Raw genomic sequence first — 652 nt, 5'->3', positions numbered from 1 at the left:
CATCGACCTCCTGCCGGAGGGATGGAAGGGACCGCCGCCGAGCCTGCCGATGGACGTCGTCAAGGAACTGGCCGAACGCGCGCGCGCCGCCGAGCGTGCGCTGCGGGCCCAGCGCGCCGCCGCCGAGGCCAAGAAGCGTCCGCAGATCCGCGTGCGTGCCTCGGTGCAGCCGACCTTCGTACGCTTCGTGTTCGAGATGCCCGACGGCGTCGGCGTCTCCTCCGTGCTCAACGAGCAGAAGCTCACGCTCCTCTTCAACGCCAATCTCAATTTCGACCTGGCGGACGCCGTCGTCGCGGCGCCGCCGAACGTCGCCTCGATCAAGCAGAAATCCGAGATCGACCAGACCAATGTCGAGATCGCGCTGATCGGCGATTCCGACGTGCATTCGTTCCGGGACGAGAAGAACTATGTCGTCGACGTCTCGTTCCAGCCGGACAAGGGCAAGTCGGCCGCGGGGCCCGAGGCGGCGATCGCGCAGTTGAAGCCTGCCGGTCAAGCACCTGCGCCTGCGCCGGACAGGCGGGCGGCCGAGAAGGCGAAGGATGTCCAGCGCGAGATCGCACCGCCGAGCTCCGAGACCATCGCGCGTGAAGCCAAGATCGACATCAAGCCCGAGGTGAAGCCGGAGGCGTCCGCCGCGCTGCCGCCC

The 652-nt window shown here is 68.1% G+C and carries 1 pseudogene; it reads left to right on the top strand.

Annotation, left to right across the window (positions count from 1 at the left end):
• Positions 1 to 652 (top strand): annotated as a pseudogene (locus tag JHD07_RS33770) (tetratricopeptide repeat protein); the annotation flags it as partial.

The sequence above is a fragment of the Bradyrhizobium sp. genome (genome assembly GCF_016462955.1).
GTDB lineage: Bacteria > Pseudomonadota > Alphaproteobacteria > Rhizobiales > Xanthobacteraceae > Bradyrhizobium.
Note: the sequence above shows the minus strand (reverse complement) of the source record. Positions and strands in the feature narration are given on the sequence as shown.